Source organism: Gottfriedia sp. NPDC057991, from assembly GCF_042886615.1.
Lineage (GTDB): Bacteria > Bacillota > Bacilli > Bacillales > Bacillaceae_G > Gottfriedia.
In genome coordinates this window covers 110,494-129,763 of sequence record NZ_JBHVQN010000005.1, presented here as the reverse complement: position 1 = coordinate 129,763, position 19,270 = coordinate 110,494, and the positions used below count along the sequence as shown (strand labels likewise).

The window sequence follows — 19,270 nt, the reverse complement described above, 5'->3', positions numbered from 1 at the left end:
AGAATGCCTTAAACGTTTAAAGATGGACAAGTAAAAATTTAAAAATATATTATCAATAAGAAATAGTGTAAGTAAACAGGAGGAAGCCTCATGATCAACGAAAAAGTAGTTTCTTTATTAAAAGAGAAAATTAATGTAATAAAAAATAACGATAAATCAATTTATTTAGTTGGACCAATTAAACTACCAGTAAATTTAGATGGAGAAACAGTCATTTTTCAATGGTATTGTTGGCTACGCTGTGAGGATATCGAAGGAGATTTTTGTAGCGATGGATCATATAACACTGAAAAAATTATTAGTAAATTAGCTTCATCAAATTTAGCAGAAATGCAACAATCAAGCGTATTAGTTTATGGTGACTTTGAAAATTCAGAGGACGCTCTAATTCGAATGCATAGTATTTGTCATACGGGTGATATATTTGGAAGTAAACGCTGTGACTGTGGATTCCAATTAAAAGAAGCAATGAAAATGATTTCTTCAAATGAATCAGGTGCATTATTTTATTTAGCAAACCATGAAGGAAGAGGAATCGGTTTATTCAGTAAAGCAATGGCTTATGTACTTCAAGAGCAAGGATTTGATACTGTTGAAGCAAATGAAGAGCTAGGTTTCGTAGATGACGCACGAAACTACGAAGATGCTATTCGAGTATTAAAAACACTTCGTTCAAAACCAGTTACTCTAATTACAAACAACCCAAGAAAATTGGATGCTCTTCAAAGCTCTGGAGCTAATGTATCTGGAAGAATTCAATTATGGGGAGACAAATCAAAATATAACGAAAAGTATTTAGAAACTAAAATTGTTCGTTCTGGTCATTTTAAAGGAGGACGTACAAGTGAGTAATCATGAATTTTATATGAATTTAGCTATTCAAAATGCCATGGCTACGAAAGGTCAAACCGATCCAAACCCATTAGTAGGGTCTGTAATCGTAAATGATAATCGGATTGTTGGAATTGGTGCTCATTTAAAAGCTGGTGAACCTCATGCTGAAATTAATGCACTTAGAATGGCAGGAGATAAAGCTGAAGGTGGAACAATTTATGTAACCCTTGAGCCATGCTCTCATCATGGACGAACTGGTCCTTGTGCAGAGGCGGTTGTACGTGCAGGTTTGAAAAAAGTTGTAATTGCTACACTTGACCCAAATCCGCTAGTTGCAGGAAGAGGAGTAAAAATTCTTCAAAATGCGGGAATTGAAGTAATCATCGGAGTTTGTGAAGAGCAATCCATCAAAATGAATGAAGTATTTAATAAGTATATTGTTAAAAACATTCCTTTTGTTGTAATGAAATCAGCGTCTACATTAGATGGAAAGATTGCTACCCATTCTTCTGATAGTAAATGGATCACTTCAGCGGAAGCTCGAAATGATGTTCATCAATTAAGAAATGAAATTGGTGCGATATTAGTTGGTGTAAACACAGTATTAAAAGATAATCCAGAATTAACAACTAGAATTCCAAACGGGCGTAATCCAGTTAGAGTGATACTAGATTCAACTTTAAAGATTCCTTTAGAATCAAAAGTTGTAACTGATCAACTAGCAGAAACATGGATATTTACAAGTCAAAAACACTCTGAACAAAAAAGAATAGAATTAGAAAACTTAGGTGTAAAAGTATTTGTTACGAGCGATCTAAGTCGAGTTGATTTAAACGAAATGCTAAAAATTCTAGGTGATCATTCAATCTCTTCTTTATTAGTAGAAGGTGGTGGAGAAGTGAATGCTTCCTTTATGAATCAAAATTTAGTTGATAAAGTGATTGTCTATTTAGCTCCTAAATTAATAGGTGGAAAAAATGCACCTACATTTTTAGAAGGTACTGGGCTTGATAAAATGGGACAAGCGATTGAACTTGAAGAGATTGAATTAACGAAAATTGGTCCTGATTATAAATTCATAGGCTATCCAAAATATATTACTTCATGAGGAAGGACTTTTAGAATGAAATTCGGTTTCGATATTGACGATACTTTAATTGATTTAAGACAGCATGCTTTTCACATTTATAATAAAAAATTAAATAAAAATATCCCTATAGAAGCTTACAATGAATTAAAAACTGTTGAAATTCATGAACCTTTTGGCTTAACGGCAGAAGAAGGAAGCAAAATGTGGAAGAGTAATCTAGAAGAGACATACTTTACGACTTGTCCTCCATTTCCATATGCAGTTGAAACATTACAAGAATTGGAAAAGCAGGGGCACGAAATTTATTATGTGACAGCTAGAAATAAAGAATATGGTGAAAGAACAAAAGAATGGCTATTAAAAAATGGATTTCCAATTCATCAAGATCGATTTTATTGCGGTATGAAAGATTTGGAAAAAATTCATATTATAAAAGAATTAGGCTTAGATTATTATTTTGATGATAAACCAGAAATATTGAACACACTCTCAGAATTAACTTTAAAAGCATATGTGAAAGACACTTCATATAATCGAGGGTTGGACATCCCACGTATTACGTGTTGGTCTGAATTAAAAGAGATCATTGAGAGTAATTAATAAAAAAACACCTGTGAAAGGTGTTTTTTTGCACGGTGTTGAAAAACAACCTAGTCAATTAAATTACCAAATTTTCGTAAAAGGAGTAGAGTGATGTTGATTTCCAATACAGGATGCTCGCTTTCCATGGGGCGAGATTCTTTAGCCTCCTGGAAGCCTGCGGGGTCTCAGCCTTCCCGCTAATCCCTTAGGAGTCGAGCACCCCTTTCGTTCCAATCAACTAATTCATCAAAAAACAATCTTCAATAAAACCTAATCAAATAGCCTTTACTTAGAGTATCCTAACAGGTGTTTATTAATCAGTTTGTGGGTCAAATAAGATTTGAGTAAGGAAAAATCAACATTTTCAATGATAGATACTCATGAACCCGTTATGAGAAAGTTATGTCGACAAGCCGAAAAAAAAAACACCCATGATAGGTGTTTTTTCAAGTAAGATGTTGAAAACTTATTTAAATCTTTTATATCCTAAAAAGTGTTGGTTCCAATATGAATTGTTTATTTTAGAAATAGTTACTCCTGAACTACTACTTGCATGGATAAACTCATTACTATTAATCACTATACCCATGTGGGACGGTCCATAAGTATAAGTGTTTTCGAAAAAGATTAAATCTCCAGGTTGAAAGTCATCTACGGTTTTTAAATTTGAATTATTATACCAATAACCTGCAACGTTTGTTCTAGGAAGTGACATGCCAGATTCTTTGAATACATAAGAAATAAACCCACTACAGTCAAAGCCAGATGGAGTTGCTCCACCCCAAATATAAGGTACACCTGAATACTTTTTCGATAAGTTGATTAAAGTTTGGACATCAAACGACTGAGAGTTATTAGAATCTACTTTATTAGAATCTGTCTTATTTGAATCTGACATACTTGAATCTACCTGATTAGAATCAACCTTATTTGAATCAGTATTATTTGAACCTGTCTCTTTTCCAACATAAGATGCACTAATATATCCTGTTGACCCGTTAAATTTTATTTTATACCAGCCATTAGATAATGAGATTACATCAAGTTTTTGATTTTTATTAACACTTCCTAAAATCTGATAAGAAGTTCCAGCCCCTGATCTAATGTGGACACCACTACCAGTAGAAATGTAGTTTCCCGAACTGACTACTTGATTATTATTACTGTTATTCGATTCGGTAACTTTTCCAACATAAGATGCGCTAATATAGCCTAGTGACCCATTAAATTTTATCTTATACCAACCATTAGACAATGAGATTACATCAAGTTTTTGATTTTTATTAACACTACCTAAAATCTGAGAAGAAGTTCCAGCCCCTGATCTAATGCGGACACCATTACCAGTAGAAATGTAGTTCCCCGAACTGACCACTTGATTATTATTACTATTATTCGATTCGGTCACTTTTCCAACAAAAGATGCACTAATATATCCTGTTGACCCATTAAATTTTATCTTATACCAACCATTAGACAATGAAATTATATCAAGTTTTTGGTTTTTATTAACACTACCTAAAATCTTATAAGAGGTACCAGCTCCTGATCTTACGTGGACACCATTACCGATTGATTTATATGTACTAATTTCATTATTTGAATAAAGTTTACTAGATTGCAGAGTTTTCTTGGAATCAATAGAGGCTGCAGCTGCAGTAGTATTATATGGAATTTGAATTGTTAATGTTGATGCAAGTCCAACTAATGCCATTGAGTTTAATGCTCGCTTTTTATTTCTTTCTCCTTTCAAATTTAACTTAATTAAGGTACTTGCTGATTTTGATTTCATTACTAACCTTCCCTCTAACCAATAACAGAAATAACAAAGAAAAATCCCTTACCTCTTTTGATAGTAAGGGCAAATCTTAGATTACATGAATTTGGTAATTAAATTATTTAGAATGTGAGATCACATTTAGTTTAAATTCTAACATAAGTACATAGATGTCTTCACTTATTTAGTGTCAAATTTTTCCGGAAAAGTAAAATTAGTTCAAAATTTATTAAAAAAAACCAAGAAGAAGCAAGATATTTTCACTATTCAGCAACTTGTGAAAAAACGTAATAGTTTTTTATTTCAGTAAATACAGATAAGATTATTGCTTTATGAAAGTTTTGTTAAGTAAACTAATAATATAGATTATACAAGTTGTCAGGAAATACAAGCGTAAAAAAGTCTATTAAAATCTTAATCCTACCCTTTAATTGGAGGTGCTAGTCAAAGTGACAAAGCTTGAACTTGATCTTCAAAACATACAAATTGCAAAACATACGGATTATAAAGGCTATAAAATTAGATTTACAATTAATCAACAACAGTATGTACTTTTAGTCGGTAAAACAAATATATTATTTCCTTTGTCTCTAATTCACACTTTTAATGAAAAAGGAACATGTGAGCTTTGCAATAAACTAGTTTTTCCATCAAATATTAGTCAACAAGTTTGTCCAACATTGTTTAATAGAAGAAATGAAATATTAGCTTATTTCCAAGAACATTATTCTGAACAATTTTAATCAGCTATAAAATGGTTTTTGACAATCGTCGACCTAAGTAAAATAATAAATTAATAAAGAAATCGTGATAAAAAACTACTTTTTGGGTAGTTTTTATTTTTTTATGAAAATATTTAACGATAATGAGTCATAAAAATAGCATTTCGTCATATATTTTGTTGAAAACGGAGGTGCTATATCACATGGTGATTCAAGACTTAGATATTCAAAACGTGGTAATTAGTAAGCTTGGAGGATACGACGGTTATAAAATAAGCTTTTTCGTTAATCATCAAGGTTACATATTATTAGCTGGAAAACAAAAGACGATTTTCCCTTTGTCTATTAAACATGCATTTATTGAAAAGGAAAAGTGTCAGTTTTGCAATAAACTTGTATTTAAATCTGCGATTAGCCAGCAAATTTGTTTAAATCTCCTTCTTAAGAAAAGCGATTTATTATTGTATTTTCAGCAAAAGTATCCAGAACCATTTGAGCAAATATAGGTTTTAAAGAAAACTGTCGAGGAAAAACCACTAGAGAAGTGGTTTTTTGTTTATAAAATGAGTACATATTATTTTTTAACCCTCCATGAATTCAAAATAGTTGATTAAGAATCGTAATAATTTAGTAAAAAAACAATATGGAAATACGATGGTAATTGTTGTACTATTCTTATAATTCTATTTTTATTGGAGGATATTTTCATGTCTAATTCTTTATTACCGACAAATACTATTTCTTTACAATTTTATAATGATAAATATGATGATCAATTAAAAAACTATTTTCTTGGTGATGAACATCTTAAATTTACTGGTCTACCTATAGATAATATAGAAAAATGTGCAATAGAGGCTGATCGTCATGCGATTTTAATTTTGAGTAATAATGATGTTGCAGGATTTTTTGTTTTGCATGGTTGGGATGGCGTTAGTCAATATAGTGATAATAAAAATGCAATTCTATTAAGGGCTTATTCTGTTGATACAAATTTTCAAGGAAAAGGGATTGCGAAACAATCTTTAAATCTATTGCCTTCTTTTATAAAAGAGAATTTCCCCAAGCGAGATGAAATTATTTTGGGCGTGAATCATAAAAATATTGCTGCACAGCATGTTTATTTAAAAAGTGGATTTATTGATAAAGGAATTAGAGTAATGGGGAGAAAAGGTGAGCTCTTTATTCTGCATATGGAACTAGTTTAAGTTTAGAAAGAAGGAAGAGATGATGTATGGAGTTGTAGCGTTATTTGATGCAGAAACCGAACAAATCATTAAAGATATTTGGACAGAGTTAAGAGAAAAATCGATTTCTTTCTATGCTGATGAAGTAGTAGATCGTAAACCGCATATTACTTTAGCAAGTTATCATAGTTTAGATAAGCTAAAGTTTATTGAACAATTAGATGATTTTTATGAAAATAAGCCGGAAATAGATATTCGTTTTCATTCAATTGGATCGTTTTTAAATACTGGCATATTGTATTTTTCACCAAATGTTACAAAAAATTTGATTGAGTTTCATGAGAATTTTCATATTCAGTTTAAACATTTTAATGATAATCCAGAGTCTGTATATCTTCCTGAAAAGTGGGTACCACATTGTACTTTAGCTAATAGATTATCACTGGATAAACTAGTAGAAGCGTATAATTATTGTTTATATCGAAATGATACGATTGTTGGGAAATTACAAAAGATTGCTATTATCGAAATGGTAAGTAATAATAATGCGCCAATCATATATTCGAAGTCTTTAAACCCAATAAGATAAGCTGAAAAACTCGTAAAAAATAACGAGTTTTTTATTTTTGGCTCTATTAATACCTTTATAAAAGGTGGTTTTCTTTTGCCCGAAAATCAACTATTAACGACAACAGATGCTTATTTTTAAATAGTCTTACTCATAATCGTTCGAAGAGTGAGTGAAAAAAACTCAAATAATCGAACTGGAAACAACTCATTCGAGTTGTTTTCAGTTCGATTATTTTATTAGCTCGAGTCGTTTTGAATCAGTAAATGTTGATTTATAGGTATTTTTAAATTTTGGCATGGATATTGCTATATAAAAGATACAGGGGTAGAAAATAGGGAAATGAGAGGGGTTAAAACAAATGACTTTTAACAAAGTACAAAATGCAACGACTGAAAATTTCGAGAGAACGCTAACTTATGATTTATACACTGATCCAAAGGTTTTAGAGCAAGAGCAAGAAAAGATCTTTTCAAAGTCTTGGCAGTTAGTTGGACATGTTAGTCAGTTAGAAAATATAGGGGATTTCTTTACAGCCGAAGTAGCTGGTGAACCGATTATTGTAACACGCGATAAGAATGAGGTTATTCAAGCTTTTTATAATGTTTGTCCACATCGAGCAACTAAGCTAGAGAAAAATGAAAGTGGAAATAAAAAAATTCTACAATGTGCTTACCACGGATGGACTTTTCATTTAGATGGTAAATTGAATAAAGCTCCTAATTTTAGAGGGGAAGATTTAGCCTGTGTATCAAATGCTTGTTTACGATCTGTAAGGATGGAAATTGCTGAGTCATTTATTTTCGTTAATTTAGATGATCATGCTACCTCATTAATTGAGACATACGGTGACTTTTTTGAAAAGCTAAGTAAATTTCCTTTTTTAAGTGAATTAAAAAGAACGAGCAGTAAAACTAGAATTATTAAAGCAAACTGGAAAGCATTTATTGATAATTATTTAGAATGTGATCACTGTCATGTAGCTCACCCAAGTTTTGTTGCTACTTTAGATATGAAAGACTATCAAATTATTACATGTCAGAATTATTCTGTTCAAGGATCAGTTGTGAAAGCAAATAAGAAGATGGGCTCAATAGACTTTAATGAAGTAGAAATGCAAGGTGGCACGTTCTATTGGCTATGGCCAAATTTAATGATGACCATTTATCCTGGCCCAGGAAATATTGCTACAATCCAAATGGTCCCTATCGATCATGAGACAACAATTGGAATCTACACTTACTACTTTAGAGATGAAAATTTAACACAGGAAGAAAAAGACTTAGTTGAATTTGCTGAAGTAGTACGAAATGAAGATGTTGAACTTGTTGAATTAGAACAAGTTGGATTTCGTTCACGAGCATTTAATAAAGGCTTTTATTCATCTTCAGAGAAAGCAATAGTTCAGTTCCATGAGACGGTCTTAAAGGCACTGGAGGAAGAATGATGATAAACAAAATAAGCCCGATAAAAAAATATTTATTTATTAGTGGAGAAGAAGTACAAACAAATGAGTATTCAAACTTGTATTCTCCTTATACTAGAGAAGTAATATCAGAGATTGCTGTTGCAACTAAAGAACAAACAGAACAGGCAATTGAAGCAGCATACCAATCAAAAGATGAGTTTGCTAGAATGCCAGCATTTGAGAGGGCACAAATTCTTGAAAATGTTGTTCAGTTATTAAAAGATAATTTTAATGAAGCTGCTGAAATAATTACAAAGGAAACTGCGAAACCAATAATGTTTTCAAGGGGAGAAGTAACAAGAACAATAGAAACATATAAATTTGCAGCGGAGGAAGCAAAACGAATCCAGGGAGAAACAATTCCGTTTGATGCTGCTTCTGGCGGTGTAGGAAGAGTAGGATATACAGTGAGAAATCCGATTGGTGTCATAGGAGCAATTACTCCGTTTAATTTTCCTATGAATCTAGTGGCACATAAAGTTGGGCCAGCTATTGCGTCGGGCAATACGGTAGTTTTAAAACCGGCTTCTCAAACACCACTTTCAGCACTTTTTATTGCTAAGCTATTCAAGCAAGCTGGCTTACCAGACGGAGTATTAAATGTTGTAACGGGTCCAGGTCGCACGGTTGGAGACACGATTGTAGAAGATGACCGAGTAAACATGATTACATTTACCGGTAGTACTAGTGTTGGGATTAATATTAGAAATAAAGCAAAGTTAAAGAAAACAACGCTTGAACTTGGATCAAACGCTGCAGTCATTATTGATAAAAATATTAATGTCGATGAAATTATTGATCGCTGTATAATGGGTGCTTTTTCAAATCAAGGTCAAGTATGTATCTCATTGCAGAGAGTTTTTGTGCATGAAGAGATTTACGATGAGTTTACTTACAAATTCGTAGAGGCAACTAAAAAGTTAAAGCTTGGAAATCCATTTGACCATGAAACCTATCTTTCTTCATTAATTTCACCTGTTGAATTAGATCGGGCGTTAGGTTGGATTGAAGAAGCAAAACAAAGCAATGCAAATATACTTACTGGTGGTAAAGCGCAAGGGAATATATTAGAGCCTACAATAATTGCTGATTGTACATCTAGCTTAAAAGTTTCATGTCAGGAAGTTTTCGCTCCAATTGTAACAGTTAACAAAGTGAAATCAATCCAGGAAGCTATCTCTAAAGTAAATAATTCACGCTATGGATTACAGGCTGGAATTTATACTGATAGCGTATCGAATGCACTACTTGCTTCAAAAGACCTTCATGTAGGTGCGGTCATCATTAATGATATTCCAACTTTTCGAGTTGATAATATGCCATATGGCGGTGTAAAGGAAAGTGGTACTGGAAGAGAAGGGATAAAGTTTGCAGTAGAAGAAATGACCGAGTTGAAGCTAATTGTCTGGAATCAAAACTGAATTAAGTAAGGTAGGAGATTGGGTATGAAAACACATAAAATAGCAGTTATCCCAGGAGATGGAATAGGTCCAGAAGTGATTAATGAAGGTGTGAAAGTATTAAATAAAATTGCTAGTCTCGATGATTCATTTAAATTCGAATTTACATCTTTTCCTTGGGGATGTGAATACTATGCTCAATTTGGAAAAATGATGGATGATGATGGAATTGAAAGATTAAAAGAGTTTGAAGCAATTTATTTAGGAGCTGTCGGATTTCCTGGTGTACCTGATCATGTCTCATTGTGGGACTTGTTATTAAAAATTCGTAAAAGCTTTGATCAATACGTAAATATACGTCCTGTAACCCTATTAAAAGGAGCACCGTGTCCTCTAAGTAATATGGTAACCGAAGACATTAATATGTTATTTATCCGAGAGAATACAGAAGGTGAATATGCAGGAGCAGGTGATTGGCTATATAAAGGAAAAGAACATGAAGTAGTTTTACAAAATAGTGTTTTCTCACGCAAAGGTACTGAGCGCATTATACGTTATGCATTTGAAGTAGCCCTTAAACAAGGAAAAACATTAACAAGTATTAGTAAAGGTAATGCTTTAAACTATTCTATGGTATTTTGGGATCAAATATTTGAAGAAGTGAGCAAAGAATATCCTTCAGTAAAAACATACTCTTATCTTGTTGATGCAGCTGCTATGCTTATGATTAAAGACCCGAAACGGTTTGAAGTAGTAGTGACTTCTAATTTATTTGGTGATATTTTAACTGATTTAGGTGCAGCCATCGCAGGAGGTTTGGGTCTTGCAGCTGGAGCAAACATAAATCCCGAGAGAGAATATCCTTCAATGTTTGAACCGATTCATGGTTCAGCACCAGATATATCAGGAAAACAGATTTCGAATCCACTTGCAGCAATTTGGTCCGCTAGCCAATTGCTTGATTATTTAGGCTATGAACAGTATGGTAAGGTAATTCTTACTGCAATTGAAGAACTATTAATTGAAAAAAAATTCTTAACACCTGATTTAGGTGGAGAATCAACTACATCAGAAGTAGGGAATCGTATCGTCGAATTGATAGCTTCTAAACTAAATGTATTACAGACACACAAGAATTAACGAATGGTAATAGGGTTTAATAATTAAAAGGGAAATACTACAGAAGTATCTCCCTTTTAATTTAATTATTCTATATTTACTCGCTTTTGCAATACTTTCGGATTAAGTTGTTCGCTTTTGTTTGACTTAAACCAAGATCTTTTGCAACTTTTCGAGAGCTCTTATGAATCGCGTAAGATTCGATAATCATTTTTTTCTCAGTTTCTTCTAAAATATTTTCCAATGAGCTTTCCTCTTGGATTGTGATTGTATCATCATCAGGAATTAATTGTGACGGCAAGTCAGATAATCGGATGACTGATTCACTAGTAATTACAAGTCTCTCAATAATATTTTCAAGCTGCCTTATATTACCTGGCCATTGAAAAGCTTCAAAAGCGTTTTTTACATTTGATGAAAATGAACGGTTAACTTTGTATTTATGATTGAACTTAGTTAAGAAATGATTCGCTAATAAAGGAATATCTTTTTTTCTTTTTCGAAGCGGTGGAATTTGAATATCAATTACATTTAAACGGTAAAATAGATCTTCTCTAAACTGTTTTGATTTTACCATTTCCAAAAGATTACGGTTCGTTGCCGTTATTATACGAACGTCTGCTTTTTTTAATTCTCTGCCTCCTACTGAAAAAAAGCTGCGATCCTGTAATACTTGGAGTAATTTTGCTTGAAATTTTAAGGAAATCTCCCCGATTTCGTCTAAGAAAATTGTACCTTTATTTGCAGTTTCGAGTAAGCCGATTTTTCCATTTTTTAAGGCTCCTGTGAATGCACCAGTAGCATAACCGAATAGCTCAGATTCCAATAAATCTTCTGGGATTGCAGCACAATTAATGGCAAGAAAAGGACCGTTTTTCCGGTTACTTAAATCATGAATATATTTAGCAAGTACACCTTTTCCGGTGCCAGATTCACCTTGAATTAAAATATTTGTATCAACAGGGGCAATCTTTTTACAAAATTCAATGATATTGGTCATTTCCTCATCAATTGTTAAAAATCCATGCGAATCAAATTGTTCTTTCAAATTTGGCATTTCATGAGTGTTATTATGAATAATAGAAATATAATTTTTTTCGCGAGATGTAATGAAAATGAAATCCAATTTTTTATTAATAGGATTGAAAATCGGAATGGCAGTTGTGACTAATTCTTTACCTGTATGTGTGGTTTGATTAATTGTAACTGTATTATTTTTCTCTAAAACAATTGGAATAATTGAAGGGGTCCAATATCCTTTTTCCAAAAAAATTTCATTATGTTTTCCTATAATCTCGTTTTGTCGTAAACCGTAATGTTGTTCACACATTTTATTAACATAAATGATTTCAAGATTTCGGTTTAAAATATAAATTTCATCAGAAGAATAATTTAAAATGTTTAACAACACTTCTTTATCGAATTCTAGTATTTCTGAAAGATTAGAATAACTGTTCATAATGTATGCTCCTTTTTAAGCGCTTACAATAAGAGGCTAATATTTTACTATTTTATAAAACGAGTTTAACATAAGTCTATGAATTATTAACAGAATTTTGTAAAAAATCAACCGATTGAGAGGTAAGGAGGAAATAGAATGAAATATTTTGCAATTTTTTTAACTATCTTTGCTTTCATAGGATCATTAACTATTGTGAATCGGGTGGAGCCTTACATATTAGGATTACCGTTTATTGTATTTTGGTCAGCGAGTTGGTTAGTCATTACATCTGTCTGCCTTTTTATTAGTAATGCAATTTTAGAGAAGCAGGAGGAAAATCAATGAGCATTCTATTAATTGGAATTACGTTTCTGTTAGCACTTTTTTTAGGTATACGTGCCCAAAGAGGAAGAGAAATGAATTTGGAATCATGGGTAGTGGGAGATCGAAATTTTGGTAGTATTATTATGTTTGTCCTAATGGCTGGTGAAATGTTTACAACTTTTATATTCCTAGGTGCTAGTAGTGCCTCCTATTCAATGGGGGGACCAGTAATCTATATTTTCTGTGCTGTTACTTATATTATTCCATTTTGGATTTTACCTCATATTTGGCGTTATGCGAAAAAACATAATTTATTAACTCAACCAGATTTCTTTGTTAAAAAATATAATAGTAAATCTTTAGGACTGATCGTTGCAATAGTTGGAGTAGTTTCCATTATTCCATATATGGTACTTCAACTAAATGGTATAAAAATTATTGTATCTGAAGCTTCATACGGCGCTATTTCTCCAAATTTAGCAGTATGGATTGGTGTAATTGTTGTGACAATCTTTGTTTATATCTCAGGAATTCATGGTTCAGCATTCACTGCTATATTAAAAGATATTTTGATGCTCATAACGATTTTGTTTTTAGGGATCTATTTACCTTTCCATTATTACGGTGGTGTAGAACCGATGTTTAGAACGTTAGATGCTGCTAAGCCTGGTTTCCTATTACTACCTAAGGCTGGCTATAGTATTTCTTGGTATGTGTCAGTTTGTTTAATTATTGCGCTCGGTCAATATATGTGGCCACATGTTTTCGGTGCGAGTTTATCATCAAAAGATTCAAAAACATTACGTAAAAATGCAGCACTAATACCTCTTTATCAAATTCTGATGGTTTTTATTCTTTTTATTGGCTTTACTGCACTTTTACAAATGCCACATATTCCAGGAGGACGAACTGATTTAGTTTTATTCGAAATTGCTAAAGCGACACTTCCACCTTGGTTTATTGGTGTAATTGGTTCAGCTGGTCTACTTGCAGCGTTAGTTCCTAGTTCGTTGTTATTATTAACGGCTTCAACATTACTTTCTAAAAATATTTATAAAGTAATAAAACCTGATACAAGTGAAGCGAAATTAGCGGGACTTACAAGAATCTTAGTTCCGATCATAGCTTTAATAGCATTAGTCTTTACGTTCTATGGTGGTAAGACAATGCTTTCTCTTTTATTGATGGCATATAGTTTTGTCTTACAATTGTTCCCTGCATTAATTGTTACGTTTTTAAAACGTAATCCGGTCACAAAAATTGGAGCAGTAGCAGGGATACTATCTGGACTTACTACAGTTGCATACGTAACAATAAAAAATACAACATTTGGGACATTATTCCCTCATGCACCGCAATTTTTGAAAGATTTTGATTCAGGTTTTATTGCATTCACGATTAATATTGTCTTTATGTTTGGTGTTAGTGGAATTACTTATTTAGTAAAAATAAGACCAAGAGTAGGTCAAGAAGCTATAAAGGAACAATGGTGAGATAGATGAAAATTGTATGTATTGGTGATAGTCTTACAGAAGGTTTAGGAGTATCAAAAGTTGTCGCATGGCCGAATATTCTTCAAAGCGAATTATCAGTTGAAATTATTAATAAAGGAATTTCAGGTGATACAAGTACTGGAATGTTGTCACGATTTTACCATGATGTCGTATTAAACAATCCATCACATGTTATTATTTGTGCAGGTGGAAATGATTTGTGGTGGGAAGTTGAAATAAAATATATACTTTCAAATATTTATTCGATGGTAAAACAAGCAATTCACAATGGAATTCAACCTATTGTAGCAATCCATCCACCAATTCACATAGATCTTATCAATCATGAAGAAGTATGGGAACCGATTTCTGGTTTTGAAACATTCGTGTTGAAGGCACAAGAGTTAGCCAATCGAATCGAGCAAATGGTAAAAGTAAATCAATTTAAACTTATTGATTTTCGAATTCCATTTCAACATCATCAGAATCTAAAATCAAAGTTTTTTGAAGGCACTGATGGAGTACATCCAAACGAACTTGGACATAATGCTTTAGCAAAACAAGCATATCAAACGATTATACAGTTAAATAATGATTATTAATAAGGTTTCAAATGAACGGATAGCGAAATAAAGCTATCCGTTTATTTGAACCTACAAAATAATGTGCAAATTTGCGCAAACAACAATCTTTTTCTTAGCTGTTAATTCAAATTTTTTTTATTTTAACTAAAAAAAGGACTGTATTTTTTTGACAGTCGTTTTAGGTTCTAATATAAGTAGTGGTGTCTTTTTAATTAACTGTATCAATTGCTTTTAGTTCATAAACAATATAAGTATTCTTATTTCTCCATTCGATTTTCTGTATAACAGCTACTCCAAAAGGTTTTTCATCAGTCTTTCTCGAGACATTGATTGGTGTGTCAATAGGATATAAATGGTATCCGATTTGTTCTAGCGTGAATAGATTGTTTTCTTGTCTAACGGCGTGATCGTTCGTCACAATTAACCAATTAAATTCAAATGGCATACTCATATTTTGAAAACTCCTTAAATTGAATAGATAGAATATTTAATATAGATAAGAATAACCCTTGAAAATATCTTAATATATTTTTGTTCTAAACACAAAAAGGGGAGTGAATAAAATTTTATATGATAAGTAGGGACTCTCAATGAATAAGAAGCATAATAATCAAGTCCGTTTAAGCGGCGGACTTCAAAATGATGTATTTTATGATGAAGATTATCATAGGGTAGTTAGGCAGTCTAAATTAGGTAGAACAAAAGAAATGGTGTTACAGGAAATTGAATTTATAAATTTTTTACATATGCAAGGGGTAAATGTTCCTAGAGTAGATCGTAATTTAGGAGAAGTAGATGGAAGAGTCATAACTTATTTTGAGTATATTGATGGCGAACAAATTGATGTTACAAACCCTAACCTTTGGAATATACATCTCTTTGAACAATGGGGTAAAAAATTGGGGAAGATGCATTCTTTAGCTAAGCGTTATAAATTAAATATGGTTCATCGTCCTGTCTGGTCACTTGATAACTTTGATGTTTTTGGAATTAGAGATCAGTTAGTTCCTAATATGAAAGTGATTTATGATAAACACATGAAAAAGCTCTCAGAATTTAGTGTGACAACCGATACATTTGGAATTATTCATAATGATTTTCATCAAGGGAATATAATTTTAGTCGGTAATACTCTCTTTACGATCGATTTTGATGATTGTGCATTTAATTGGTTCGCACAGGATATTGCTACAGCTTTTTATCATGCGTATTGGCAACAGAACTCTTTTAATAAAATAAGTGAACAGTTTATTGAGACTTTTATAGTGAACTTCTTTAAAGGCTATAAACTAGAAAACTTACTTCATAATGACATAGTAAAACAAATCCCGATTTTTCTTAAATTGAGAGAAATATTTTTGCACCATTTATTTGTCCAAAAATGGGAAATGAATCGATTAGAGGAGTGGCAAAAATATACACTTATTGATTTAGAAAATAAGATTAAAAATGATGTGCCATATGCAGATATGAAAGATTTTTCGATTTATCAATAATGGAAGCCATAGGATAGCTCTAGTTATAATAACCTAGCTATCCTTTTAATTTTTTTAAACTTTTACATATACTCAAAAACGTATGGTCATTGATTCGCTAATTCGACTATATACTAAAACAAACAGTATTTTTTGTAGTTGCTTTATTGGAAGGGGCTGATGTTTATGCGAAGAAATAAGAATGCGGCTCTTATTGTAATTTTATGGTTATGCATGGTGCTTTTTATAGTTGTAAATGCAATACGTCATATTCGAGTATATATGGTTTACAGTTCAGGCTTAATGCCTTTTATTGTTTGTGGAATGATTATTTTTGCGATTATTATCCTTTATGTAAGAGGGTCGAAGCAGCGGAGATAGAAATAATGATCTAAAATTACTCCTGTGATGAGTAGACTTTTAATATGTAACCATTAAATAGAAGAGAATAAAAAGGTTCACTTTTAATGAGGATAAAGTCACTTGTTTCAATTTAAGATTAAAGTAAGCTTAATTATGGATTTATTTTTTTATAGAAAAAAGATTATAGAATATTAGAAAAATTAAAAATAACTTTGTACAGATGTATACTATTTGTTAAAATGAAAAAGTATATGGTTGCAGTTTGCATTAATAGGGAATTTGGTGAAATACCAAAACAGCTCACATCTACTGTAAAAAGCTACGAAACATTCGAGTGCAACCCGCACTTTAATCACTGGGAAACTGGGAAGATGAATGGAGTAGGCTTGAAGCTTTAAGTCAGGAGACCTGCCATTTGCTTATACAAGTCTTTCGGTGAGGGAAGTTTTGTTATCAGAAAAATTCCGTTCTTATGCTAAAAGATGTATAAGAGCGCTGCGACGCGCGTTTTTTAGTATGCTGTTGGAGCAGTTAAATTTTTGGATAACTATGAGTCTTGCCAATTAGGCAAGGCTCTTTTTTTTGTTGGCAATATAGATTTTTTGTCACTAAAAACACCGGAAAATTCGCAGTGAAAAGGGAGGGAGAATGGCAGTTTCTAAGATTGATCGTTTTTAATATTGAGTGAAAAGAAAGGATTATTTAGATGAAAAAAATAGTAGGGTTATTACTAGCAATTTTTTTAGTTTTTTCAATAACAATTCCAACGAAGTCCGTTTCTGTACACGCTGATAGTCCGATTGGCTATGTGACGATGTCAGTTGAAGCAAATACTTTAGGTGCTGGTTTAATCCGTCAGCCAGTTAAAGTTCCTTTTTATGAGGGAGAAAATTATGCAAAGGTTATTGACCGATTTTTAAATGGGACAAGTAATTATGATAGGTATGGATCATTGAATTCTGGATTTTATTTGTCCAAAGTTAAACTGGAAAATGGGAATATTGATGTTAATATTCCTACAGTTATAAAAAATGCGATGAACTTAAATAATGAAGAAATTATTGCTAATGGAGTTCAAAAGGCAGGATATTTAGGAGAATTTGACTATTTTAATATGTCCGGCTGGATGTACTCAGTCAATAATGAGTTTCCGAACGTTGGGGCTTCCGATAAGTTGCCGAAAGATGGGGATGTTTGTAGATGGCAATTTACACTTTATGGATACGGCTCAGATTTAGGACAAGACAATTCAAGCTTTGGTGGAGATAAAGCTCTTTACACAGCTGCAAATAAAGATTCTTTATTAAAAAAAGTTGCTGAAGTAAATTCTTCACCTGATAAAGAAGCTTTGTTGGCGAAGTCATCTATTCGAACTGCTTATGATCATGCAAATACAACACTTAGTAATTTAACGGTTGATCAAACAACTGTTAATAACGCGTTAACTACTTTAAATGATGCTTTAAACAATGTTGATATAAGTACACAATTAAATGATTCCTTAGGCTATATATTGAATAAAGTACCTAATCCTAGTTTTGGAACAGGTTCAGGTGAATGGTCAGTTCTGTCACTAGCGAGAGGTAATTATAATGTACCTGATCAATATTTTGTTAATTACTATAATCGAGTTGTCGATACAGTAAAGTCAGCAAACGGCGTTTTGTCCACATCAAAGAATACAGAATACGCTAGGTTAACACTAGCACTTAGTGCACTAGGTAAAGATTCTACTGATGTAGGTGGTTACAATTTACTAACACCACTTGCAGATTATGATAAGACAGTCAGCCAAGGGATTAACGGTGGTATATTTGCCTTAATTGCACTTGATACAAATAATTATCAGATCCCTACTATTACAGATTCTGCAAAACAAGCAACAAGAGAAAAATATATTAATTATCTATTAAGTAAAGAAGTAAAAAAGGGAACTGACCAAGCAGGAGGGTTTGCATTATTTGGCACAACACCAGATCCCGACATTACATCAATGGCATTACAGGCATTGGCTCCATATCAATCTATGCCAGATGTAAACGCAGCAATTAATCGTGCATTAACAGCGATTTCAACTATTCAAAAAGCAGATGGAGGATTTACTGCATTCGGTTCGACTTCTAGCGAAAGTATTTCACAAGTTATCGTAGCTTTAACAGCAGTAGGGGTAAATCCAGCAACTGACAGTCGATTTGTAAAACCAAATGGAAACTTAGTGACTGCTCTACTTAGATTTTATGTAAATGGTGGAGGATTCAAGCATGTTTTAACTGGAAATGCGGATGGAATGGCTACTGATCAAGCAACATACGCTCTTGTATCTTATGACAGGTTTCTAAAAGGAGAAAATAGTCTTTATAAAATGACGGATGCTCCAGTAACTTTGGTAGCAAATCAAATTAATGCATTGCCTACAACAATTACAATTTCAAACGAATCTGATATTGTGACAGCTCGTACGACTTATGATGGATTATCAGCAGCACAAAAGGGATTAGTGTCATCAACTGTATTAGATAAATTAGTTGCAGCGGAATCAGTAATTAATAGATTAAAAGACGAAGCTAAACTAATCGATTCAGTAATAAACAAAATAAATGAGTTACCGACAACAATTACATTATCAGATGAAACAGCAGTAGTTTCATCCCGTGAAGCATATGATGGTCTAACACAAGCTCAAAAAGAGAAAGTAACGGAAGCTGTATTGAATAAATTAGTTGAAGCAGAAACAGAAATTAATAGATTAAAAGACGAAGCTAAACTAATCGATTCAGTAATAAACAAAATAAATGAGTTACCGACAACAATTACATTATCAGATGAAGCAGCAGTAGTTTCAG

General features: G+C 32.4%; 19 protein-coding genes and 1 riboswitch. Of the genes, 16 read left to right on the top strand and 3 right to left on the bottom strand.

Annotated elements, in window-relative coordinates:
* Nucleotides 1–90 precede the first annotated feature (90 nt).
* Genes ACFVR2_RS17270 through ACFVR2_RS17260 form a run of 3 tightly spaced genes read left to right on the top strand, consistent with a single transcriptional unit; the run spans nt 91 to nt 2,524 of the window.
* On the top strand, nt 91–852 hold the full coding sequence (locus tag ACFVR2_RS17270) for a GTP cyclohydrolase II (protein WP_387364275.1): 762 nt from the start codon (nt 91–93) through the stop codon (nt 850–852).
* Entirely contained in the window at nt 845–1,942 is a 1,098-nt protein-coding gene (gene ribD / locus ACFVR2_RS17265; protein ID WP_387364273.1) for a bifunctional diaminohydroxyphosphoribosylaminopyrimidine deaminase/5-amino-6-(5-phosphoribosylamino)uracil reductase RibD, read from the top strand. The genes ACFVR2_RS17270 and ribD overlap by 8 nt, the downstream gene beginning before the upstream one ends.
* Nucleotides 1,943–1,957: 15 nt before the next feature.
* Entirely contained in the window at nt 1,958–2,524 is a 567-nt protein-coding gene (locus tag ACFVR2_RS17260) for a 5' nucleotidase, NT5C type (protein WP_387364270.1), read from the top strand.
* Between the two features lie 448 nt (nt 2,525–2,972).
* On the opposite strand, the gene ACFVR2_RS17255 is transcribed toward ACFVR2_RS17260, so the two are convergent.
* Entirely contained in the window at nt 2,973–4,298 is a 1,326-nt protein-coding gene (locus ACFVR2_RS17255; protein ID WP_387364267.1) for a C40 family peptidase, read from the bottom strand.
* 434 nt (nt 4,299–4,732) lie between these two features.
* On the opposite strand from ACFVR2_RS17255, the gene ACFVR2_RS17250 reads away from it, so the two are divergent.
* From ACFVR2_RS17250 to ACFVR2_RS17220, 7 genes are all read left to right on the top strand, one after another.
* Entirely contained in the window at nt 4,733–5,026 is a 294-nt protein-coding gene (locus ACFVR2_RS17250; protein WP_387364264.1) for a hypothetical protein, read from the top strand.
* Between the two features lie 182 nt (nt 5,027–5,208).
* Nucleotides 5,209–5,511, top strand: a complete 303-nt coding sequence (locus tag ACFVR2_RS17245; RefSeq protein ID WP_387364261.1) for a hypothetical protein — start codon at nt 5,209–5,211, stop codon at nt 5,509–5,511.
* A 201-nt stretch (nt 5,512–5,712) separates the two neighbouring features.
* Nucleotides 5,713–6,213, top strand: coding sequence for a GNAT family N-acetyltransferase (locus ACFVR2_RS17240; RefSeq protein WP_387364258.1), 501 nt, complete (start codon nt 5,713–5,715; stop codon nt 6,211–6,213).
* A gap of 22 nt (nt 6,214–6,235) precedes the next feature.
* Nucleotides 6,236–6,781 carry a 2'-5' RNA ligase family protein gene (locus ACFVR2_RS17235; RefSeq protein WP_387364255.1) on the top strand — a complete coding sequence of 182 codons (546 nt, stop codon included), beginning with the start codon at nt 6,236–6,238 and terminating at the stop codon, nt 6,779–6,781.
* A 340-nt stretch (nt 6,782–7,121) separates the two neighbouring features.
* Nucleotides 7,122–8,207 carry an aromatic ring-hydroxylating oxygenase subunit alpha gene (locus ACFVR2_RS17230; protein WP_387364252.1) on the top strand — a complete coding sequence of 362 codons (1,086 nt, stop codon included), beginning with the start codon at nt 7,122–7,124 and terminating at the stop codon, nt 8,205–8,207.
* Complete coding sequence (locus ACFVR2_RS17225; RefSeq protein ID WP_387364249.1) at nt 8,207–9,649, top strand: aldehyde dehydrogenase family protein; 1,443 nt, start codon at nt 8,207–8,209, stop codon at nt 9,647–9,649. Before ACFVR2_RS17230 ends, ACFVR2_RS17225 begins: the two co-directional genes overlap by 1 nt.
* A gap of 24 nt (nt 9,650–9,673) precedes the next feature.
* Nucleotides 9,674–10,768, top strand: a complete 1,095-nt coding sequence (locus ACFVR2_RS17220) for a tartrate dehydrogenase (protein WP_387364246.1) — start codon at nt 9,674–9,676, stop codon at nt 10,766–10,768.
* Nucleotides 10,769–10,844: 76 nt separating this feature from the next.
* On the opposite strand, the gene ACFVR2_RS17215 is transcribed toward ACFVR2_RS17220, so the two are convergent.
* Nucleotides 10,845–12,206: a sigma-54 interaction domain-containing protein gene (locus ACFVR2_RS17215; RefSeq protein WP_387364243.1), complete on the bottom strand. Its 1,362-nt coding sequence runs from the start codon at nt 12,204–12,206 to the stop codon at nt 10,845–10,847.
* A gap of 138 nt (nt 12,207–12,344) precedes the next feature.
* Between ACFVR2_RS17215 and ACFVR2_RS17210 the strand changes: the two genes are divergently transcribed.
* The 3 genes from ACFVR2_RS17210 to ACFVR2_RS17200 are packed head-to-tail and all read left to right on the top strand — an operon-like array spanning nt 12,345 to nt 14,607.
* On the top strand, nt 12,345–12,533 hold the full coding sequence (locus ACFVR2_RS17210; RefSeq protein ID WP_056471680.1) for a DUF3311 domain-containing protein: 189 nt from the start codon (nt 12,345–12,347) through the stop codon (nt 12,531–12,533).
* Nucleotides 12,530–14,005: a sodium:solute symporter family protein gene (locus ACFVR2_RS17205; protein WP_387364240.1), complete on the top strand. Its 1,476-nt coding sequence runs from the start codon at nt 12,530–12,532 to the stop codon at nt 14,003–14,005. Before ACFVR2_RS17210 ends, ACFVR2_RS17205 begins: the two co-directional genes overlap by 4 nt.
* Nucleotides 14,006–14,010: 5 nt before the next feature.
* Nucleotides 14,011–14,607, top strand: coding sequence for a GDSL-type esterase/lipase family protein (locus ACFVR2_RS17200; RefSeq protein WP_387364237.1), 597 nt, complete (start codon nt 14,011–14,013; stop codon nt 14,605–14,607).
* A gap of 190 nt (nt 14,608–14,797) precedes the next feature.
* Here ACFVR2_RS17200 and ACFVR2_RS17195 read toward each other — a convergent pair whose 3' ends face one another.
* A complete protein-coding gene (locus ACFVR2_RS17195; protein ID WP_387364234.1) occupies nt 14,798–15,040 on the bottom strand; it encodes a DUF2584 family protein in 243 nt (80 codons plus the stop codon).
* Nucleotides 15,041–15,179: 139 nt separating this feature from the next.
* On the opposite strand from ACFVR2_RS17195, the gene ACFVR2_RS17190 reads away from it, so the two are divergent.
* From ACFVR2_RS17190 to ACFVR2_RS17180, 3 genes are all read left to right on the top strand, one after another.
* The gene (locus tag ACFVR2_RS17190; RefSeq protein WP_387364231.1) at nt 15,180–16,085 is read left to right on the top strand and encodes a phosphotransferase enzyme family protein; all 906 of its coding nucleotides are present in this window, start codon (nt 15,180–15,182) and stop codon (nt 16,083–16,085) included.
* A gap of 165 nt (nt 16,086–16,250) precedes the next feature.
* Nucleotides 16,251–16,445, top strand: coding sequence for a hypothetical protein (locus tag ACFVR2_RS17185; protein WP_098861503.1), 195 nt, complete (start codon nt 16,251–16,253; stop codon nt 16,443–16,445).
* A 217-nt stretch (nt 16,446–16,662) separates the two neighbouring features.
* A riboswitch (cobalamin riboswitch) is annotated at nt 16,663–16,857 on the top strand.
* Nucleotides 16,858–17,133: 276 nt separating this feature from the next.
* A partial coding sequence (locus ACFVR2_RS17180) for a DUF4430 domain-containing protein (RefSeq protein ID WP_387364226.1) occupies nt 17,134–19,270 on the top strand: 2,137 nt, incomplete at its 3' end.